At 38.3% G+C, this 7,939-nt stretch carries 5 protein-coding genes; all 5 read left to right on the forward strand.

What is annotated here, in order from left to right:
- On the forward strand, positions 1-2,437 hold a 2,437-nt coding region (locus L696_RS0126130), incomplete at its 5' end, for an RNA dependent RNA polymerase (protein WP_025686268.1).
- Between the two features lie 102 nt (positions 2,438-2,539).
- Positions 2,540-3,685, forward strand: a complete 1,146-nt coding sequence (locus tag L696_RS0126135) for a ParB/RepB/Spo0J family partition protein (RefSeq protein WP_025686269.1) — start codon at positions 2,540-2,542, stop codon at positions 3,683-3,685.
- A 95-nt stretch (positions 3,686-3,780) separates the two neighbouring features.
- Positions 3,781-3,951, forward strand: coding sequence for a hypothetical protein (locus tag L696_RS31325; protein ID WP_162833929.1), 171 nt, complete (start codon positions 3,781-3,783; stop codon positions 3,949-3,951).
- 14 nt (positions 3,952-3,965) lie between these two features.
- A complete protein-coding gene (locus tag L696_RS0126145) occupies positions 3,966-5,978 on the forward strand; it encodes a hypothetical protein (protein WP_025686270.1) in 2,013 nt (670 codons plus the stop codon).
- An 896-nt stretch (positions 5,979-6,874) separates the two neighbouring features.
- The coding region (locus L696_RS0126155) for a site-specific DNA-methyltransferase (protein WP_025686271.1) at positions 6,875-7,939 on the forward strand (1,065 nt) is incomplete at its 3' end.

The following is a 7,939-nucleotide window of genomic DNA, read 5'->3' on the forward strand; positions in this document are numbered from 1 at the left end:
TTTTCAGTTTGCCGAGTGTATTGGACAGCATCTTAACCTATCGTATTCACCTAATGCGGTTCAGGGAAGGCTCCCATATATTAAGGGAAACTTTATCCGATTCGATTTGATGAAATGGTTCAAGGAGAACAGCGTGACAGAGATAAAGGATGTTTTTGGTGAATCACAAGCGATCATCGACAAACAGGGTCGCCCTATTGATCTGATTCTTACAAAATCCTGCTTCAAAGCATGGCATCAATACAGTGAGGGAGAAGCTAAGCCTAAATGTTTGTTTGAAAATATAATGGAATATGAAGAATTACTGAAAGTACATAATCATAGCAAGTTTTGGGTAGCAAACTATGCGAAGCCGGCATATCAGGTGAACGCCTACACACCACTGACATATCAATACATTCATGCGCTGAATTTCACGCTGAACGATTTATTTCAATTAGCTACGCCTCTAATGGATGTCATCAAACGAGTATTACATGGACAAAAGGATGAAGTTCATGGAAAGTGGCTTCGAGATATTGCGTACACGAAAGCGTTCCTACATATGCTAGTCCAAGAAGATGATGAACCTAAAAATGAAGATGAAGAACCCGATGAACAGGAAGATGAAATAGAACGGGGCCAGAAAAAAGCGTTTATCAATGAAATCATCCAAGCTATTGATTTGAATGAACTAATGCTGTATGACGGTAATGTCCGCAAATTTATCGTGAAGCAAGCCATGCTGAAAGTACAGGAAATGTTGAAAGGTCGTATCCCAATTCGTGGAAGCTATTTTTATCTAACTAACGATCCGATAGCTTTTATGGAGCATGCTGCTGGAAATCCAGTAACAGGTGTGTTGAAGAAGAATCAAGCCTTTATGAATCGGAAACAGGGAATGCATGCGCTATTCCGATCACCACTAACGATATTTAATGAAGTTGGCAAGCTAGATTTTGTACAAGTACATAACCGATATATACGTCATTTAGATAATGTGATTGTTTTGAACTGTTGTGATTTAACACTTGCAAGGCTCGGACTAGGAGATGTGGACGGAGATACGGCTCTATGTACCAATGATCCCACCATACTCTCAGCCGTGATCGATGCGCCTACGATCATCAATGAAGATGATAAAAAAGTAGCTGCTCCTGTATCCAATAATATGGACAGCATCGTACAAATGGAGCTAAAGAGCCTACATAACCTAACGGGTAGATGTACGAATGTGAACACGTATTTTCAGAATCTTGCTTTGGAGGAGGGGAGCCTTCAAGCACGGGTTTTGGAAAACTCTGTCCTCAAATTCCTCCAAGGTCAAATTATTGATGCCACGAAGAATGGGCTAGAGGTAGAGATTCCATATGTGTTGGATCGTCTGGCTATTCAGATGCCGTATTTCTTCCGTTTTGTGAATGGTGGTAAGGCGGAGGATTATCAGTATTCGACGAAATCGGCGTTTAATCAGTTTTGCGTTAAGGCGGAGAAGTACATAGATGACAAGTTCCAGATGAAAGATGGGAAACTGGATCAGTCTATTTTGGGCATCGAAAGCACGAGACAATTGTTACAGGATATGAGCAAGGTTAGTCAGCGCAAGTTTCTGGATTACCTAACCCGTATTGAACCGCTGTATACAGAATACAACGAGCAGAAAAAACCAATTGATTATCGCTTGATGCAATTTAACGAACTGAAAAAATGGGAACGGGATAATGATACCCGGAAAGCTATTAGTGCTGAATACGCCAAGTTAAGAGAGAAGTACAAAGTCGAGTGTGAGGAGATTTGTCCGTACCCTTCAATACTTGCGAGTGTAGCTGTGGAGATAGCTTATCAAAATTATGGAACGTACTCCTTTGCATGGCTATTTGTAGATGGGCTACTGGAAAATCTAAAGCAGCATGAAAATGTGATGAAGAGGGAAGTACGAAGAGTGAACCGACTCGCGAATCGTATTGTAGAAGGCAAGGAGCTTACCGTTCACGCTGGCATCGCTGCCATAGATGATTGGGAGTTTCCATTGTTGAATGTGCCGGACGGTGTTTATTCGTTATTTGAGATCATGGGACAATTCTTTATTGGCTATGAAGCTGAAAGGGAAACCGTAGTACAAACCAGTAATACGCCTTCTCTGTTGGACGAGAAAAGTACAAGACGAACATTGAGAAATTACTTGCTCGGCTTCAGTACTTTGAAAAAGTCGGAGGAAGAATCTCAGTTGATAGCTGACCAAGTATTAGATAAGAAATTGCGGATTCAGGTGGTCGAGCATAACTATGTTCATATTGTAGATGAGCATGGAGAAAGGAAATGTATCATTCCGAGAGATCAGGTGATTCGTCGAGATGAGGGATTATCCTTCCTTGATTTTCATGGAGCGGCAATCGAATTTATCAGGATTGAAAAAGTCACGAAATCAAGCTTTAAGGCTATAGTCCATATCGAATAAATTGAATCATAGTGTGTCATGATAGGCGCCTGTTAACACGGGCGCTTGGGTGACAGCTAGAACGTATGTATACGAATCTAAAAATAAGGGAGATATCATCATTTGAACATCACATTAAAATTAAACCAGATCATTACTAACCCGAATCAGCCACGCAAGTATTTTAACGAGGAGTCTTTGCAGGAGCTGGCAGCATCTATTCTAAGCGATGGATTACAGGAAGCTATATTGGTCAGACCACAGGGAAGTCAGTATGAAATTGTTCAAGGGGAGCGCAGATATCGAGCAAGTCAAATGGCTGGACTGGATACAATTGCAGTGAAAGTAAAGGAATTAAACGATGAGGAAGCTTTTCATCTATCTGTCATTGAAAATATTCAACGGGAGCAAATGACTCCTATTGAAGAAGCTCATGCATTTTATGAGTATGTACAAAGAGGATACACGCATGATCAAATTGCTAAAAAAGTGAGTAAAAACAGAGCCTTCGTTACAAGCCGTTTAAGATTATTGAAACTATTACCTTTTATTCATGACTGGATTGCAGAAGGATATATTTCAGATGGTCATGCCAAGCAACTGTTGAAAATGGAATCGTTTTTGAATAGATTGCTAAATAATAAACCGACATTAAAATTCATTCATGAAGACGGTTCACAGAGAGAAGAAAGTCATTTTGAAAACTATCAATGGAAATTTCATAGTTCGTTTTGGGAGAAACATGACATAAAAAAAGAAAAGCTAACCGTAAATGAAGTCAAGAGCTGGGTGGATGATTGGCATTACGGTTTAATTATCTCGCCTATTTTGAATTATATGGGACTTGGCTCTGTGGTTGTTTCTAAAAATCGAGGATTCGCTTTAACCGCTCAAATGGATTGTATTGTCAATCATCTTCATATCTCCAATATAACAGAAGAAGATATTGATTTTGCAGTTGTTTATGATTTGGAAAAAAATAAGGATCATTTTGATTCCAAATTCAGACCATGGATGGTGGAGAAGTTTTGGGATGAGATGCGAAATGAACTCTTTCACTCTGATATCAACATCGAAGAAAAATGGAATGTACATAACTTTCAAGATGAATTGAAAAAATGCAAAAAGTATAGTGATGCTTTAGAGGACAAATCATTGGAAATGTTAACGGAAGAAATCAAATTTTATAAGCAACAATTAGATCATATTGCCAAGGAGAATCATGTTTCAACGGATGACATACTTGATGAATTGCTGGACATGGAGTAAATAGTGTCACGTGACACATATAGCGCCTGTTAACACGGGCGCTTGGGTGACACCTAATGTATTGGTGTGATTTCCAATGAGAGGAGTGAATTTGAATGAGCTATTTTTATTGTTATGATGGTCAGATGATGCGGAAATTGCAGGATAAAAATATTCGGTACATTACTCGCGCTTTGACGATTGATAAGCATCAAAAGTTTTGGCTGTATGCTATTAATGAAGAATTTCAACAGGCTTTAGAGGAAATTAAGAAACCGAAAATATAAGGAGTGAATCTAATTTGGCAGTGAATCAATGGAGCGATCTGGAAGCTTATATTTCTCATTCGCATATGGAAAGTCTCCATGAAGAGGCATTTATGGCGACATATCATGCATTATCAAGTTTTATACATAAGGGATTTCAAATGAATATGGATGAATCTAAACGTGAAGAATCCTACTTGTCATGGGTAGTTAATTCTGCTCCCGGTACAGGGAAAAGTACAGCATTAAATGTTCTATGCAAGAGTCTATTAAAGAAAAATGCTTCAAATCAACATGAAAAGTATCCGCTATTGCTTGTGTTTAATAATAACGATACGATGAAGAATAATGTATATAAGGATGTCTCTGAATTTGCCAAGCAACATGAAATACCAGATGCCATTGCATATGTCAATTCTGATGAGATTCATAAGGTGATAGATACCATGAGAAAATATCAAATTATATGTATTCCTCAGCAAAGACTTCGAGATTTGATGTTAGATGATGAGAACATGAATAACTATTTATTATATTACCCGCAGCGAGCTAAGAATACGAAAGATGATGCTCAGCTTAAAGAAGTACATAAGTGGAAACGATTGGTGATCATAGACGAGATGCCTATTTACTATGACAGTTGTGTCTGGGATATTGGCAGTAAAGACAATTCATTTGACTGGTTTGAGCATTTGGCAGATCGTATTCATTTAAGTAATCGTGAATTTAAGGAAGCTAGAGATATCCTGAGTGAATTGATTAACTTGGAATTAAAGGACAATGTAACTTCCCATTCAACATTACGATTGAATCGATTTATAGAGGGTTCAGAAAGAGAACGGTTCTTCAATACAATCCTGGCTAAATTGGCTGATGCTAAAGGTGAACTTGAGGATATGAGAAGATATACGTGGTTTATGAAGATGTATGCAAAGGATCATATCGGATGTATAGAACGAACGAATAAGCAAGCTATTATTTGTTCAGAGTGGCTGGACTATGGTCGTTTACATACCCATATACTGATTTTGGATGGGACAGCACATATCAGCCAAAGTATATATGAACGTTCTGGATTTGAACTGATCCCCATGACAAATGTTCATCGATATGCTGAGCGGTTGAATATTCGATGGAAAAATATAAATACATCCACAACATTATCTTACCGTGAACTAAAAGAAGTCAAGGAAGCAATAGCAGGAGATTTCTTGGAGATACAAAGCAAACTACAAGAAAAACGTCCGAGTTTCAAAATGATTGCATTACCTAAGCAAGAAGATATTGCATTTTATCACGCTGAGGGTGCAATTACGGACGAACAGCTCAAGCAATTTTTCACCATCAAGCAGAAGTCAGATGATGATATGAGGAAACATCTTTTCAATGTGGTAGGTAATAATGATTTTTCTAGCTTTAATGCGATGGCCTTGTTTGGTGTTCCCATTCGCCCACCTAGGCATTATCGGGAAATTGCCGTAGCTATGTATGGTGTAGACATCGATATATCCTTAAATGAGAATCGAAATAAAGGGAACTGGTTTACGGATGAGAGAATACAAAAACTATATATAGAAGATGTGCTGGCTAATCTCTCGCAAATTATTCATAGGACATCCTTACGCAATGTAAATTTAACTGAAGAAGTGGATATTGTGATGTACTCGAAACGGACAGAATGGTTAACACTGATGCAAAAAGAATTTAGATTGCCGGATGAACGAGTCCATATGCATCAACTACATAATGAACTTCGATTTAAGAAAGCTTGTTCCAAGAAAATGATCGAGATGGTTAAGCTCATGGTGGGCAAAAAGAATATCAAGCTTACCGCTAAGGCTATAGGTGGAAAAGCACTATATCAGTGGTTTAGAGATAATTGGAAGGGAAATAGAAAGCAATTCATTTTGAGTGAGTTAAAGAATCATAATATATTGCTATATGAAAGAACCTCAAAAGTTGGACGACAATATTGGTTGTTTATGCTAGTGGATCAAGATGCATTCACCGATCACGTGGTTAGCGAGCATTATCGTAAACTATTGTAGTAGTTCCAAAGGAAGATTTTCTCCCTAATATTAAGGGAAGATTTCTTCCTCTTATGATAAATTTGCAAATAAAGTGTCCAAAATGAGCCGCAAAAGGGTGAATTGCCGTAGGCAAGAGGGGAAACGGCGGCAGGTCGATGAATACCGTTTACGAAGCGTAGTGAAGTGGTTTTTATCGAGATGGTGAGAGAGTTTCCCTTTATGTGGGTACAAACGTTAAGATCAAAAGAAACCGTCAACAAAAATTTGTAAACAAATTATTTCTTTCCGTAGCCATCCAACATCGTTGGCTGTCTTCATTTTATTTTTTGAACATGATAGATTGACGTGACCCTACTTTTCTATACTTAGGGGAAACTGGGGTCAGTTCATTAAATATAGCTTAAACTTAGAAAGGATGAAATGGAGAAATGGTGTTCACCTCATATCCAAGACACTTTTTCATTTGTGGTCAGGTTGCTTAATTTAAAATTTGCATGTTTTATATTCAAATTTATCTTGCTGAATTGGACTATGATTTGCAAAAATTTCAAACCAATATGAATTGGAGATTTTGTCTTACAAAGAGTAAAATGTGTCACGTGACACAATGTTGAAAATTTAAAAGTACATATTACACACGGGAACTCTGGCTATGGTCTAGGGTTCCTTTTTCATTTGGAGAGGAGAAATCAGGATGATATTGTTACTAGCATTATCCGTAGCAATCTGTATTTGGCTTAGCATATTCTGCACTGTAACTATGAATGAAAGGGGGATCAAGTGGATTAGAAATGAAATTCGTAAACGTAGAAATACCCATACCATACATAAAAAACGCTATAAACAATAATGCAGTTCATGTGGCTAGGAATATTGAGAGTTATGGATTTACAGAAAAGGAGCAAGTGATATAAATGAAATGGATGAAATTGAAGATCGATCAACTGGTACATGCCGAATATAATCCAAGGAAGGATTTAAAAGCGGGTGATCCAGAGTTTGAAAAGATCAGGAATAGTGTCCTCGAATTCGGTTATTGTGAACCGATTATTTGTAATAGTGATTATACCATCGTGGGAGGCCACCAACGTGCCAAAGTGTTGAAGGCACTCGGATACGTTGAAGTCGATTGTGTCATAGTTGATGTGAATAAGTCGAAAGAGAAAGCCCTGAACATAGCGCTTAACAAAATTACAGGGGAATGGGATTTTGAAGCATTAGCTGGATTATTAGATGAGTTGAAAGAAGCAGATTATAATATTGAGCTAACGGGCTTTGATTGGTCTGAAGCGGAGAAGTTGCTAGACTCATTGCATGAAGATACAGCAGCCGATGATGAGGATGATTTTAATGTAGAAGAAGCATTGCCTGAGCATCCGATTACTCGTAAAGGTGACATTTGGCTACTTGGGAAGCATAGGCTCATATGCGGTGACTCGACTAACCCGCAGGATATCGCAACATTGATGAATGGCAAGAAGGCTCAGCTCATTGTAACTGATCCACCCTACAATGTGGACTATACAGGTAAGACGAAGGACGCATTGAAAATAGAAAACGATAAGATGGATAACGACCAGTTTTATGATTTCCTATTGGCAGCCTATACTCAAATGTTTGAAGTAGCTGATGATGGAGCTAGTATTTATGTGTTCCATGCAGATAGTGAAGGCTTGAATTTTAGAAAGGCATTTATCGAAGCTGGATTCAAACTGGCACAATGTTGTATATGGGCCAAGCAAGCGATGGTAATGGGTAGACAAGATTATCACTGGATGCATGAACCCGTATTATACGGTTGGAAGCCGACAGGTGGACACTACTGGAACAGTGATCGAAAGCAGACGACATTATGGCAATTTGATCGTCCCTTTCGGAATGAATATCATCCCACGATGAAGCCGATTCCCTTGATCAGCTACCCAATTAAAAACTCAAGTAAACTTGGTGATATCGTATTTGATCCATTTGGTGGTTCA

This window comes from Paenibacillus maysiensis, assembly GCF_000520815.1.
Taxonomy (GTDB): domain Bacteria; phylum Bacillota; class Bacilli; order Paenibacillales; family Paenibacillaceae; genus Paenibacillus; species Paenibacillus maysiensis.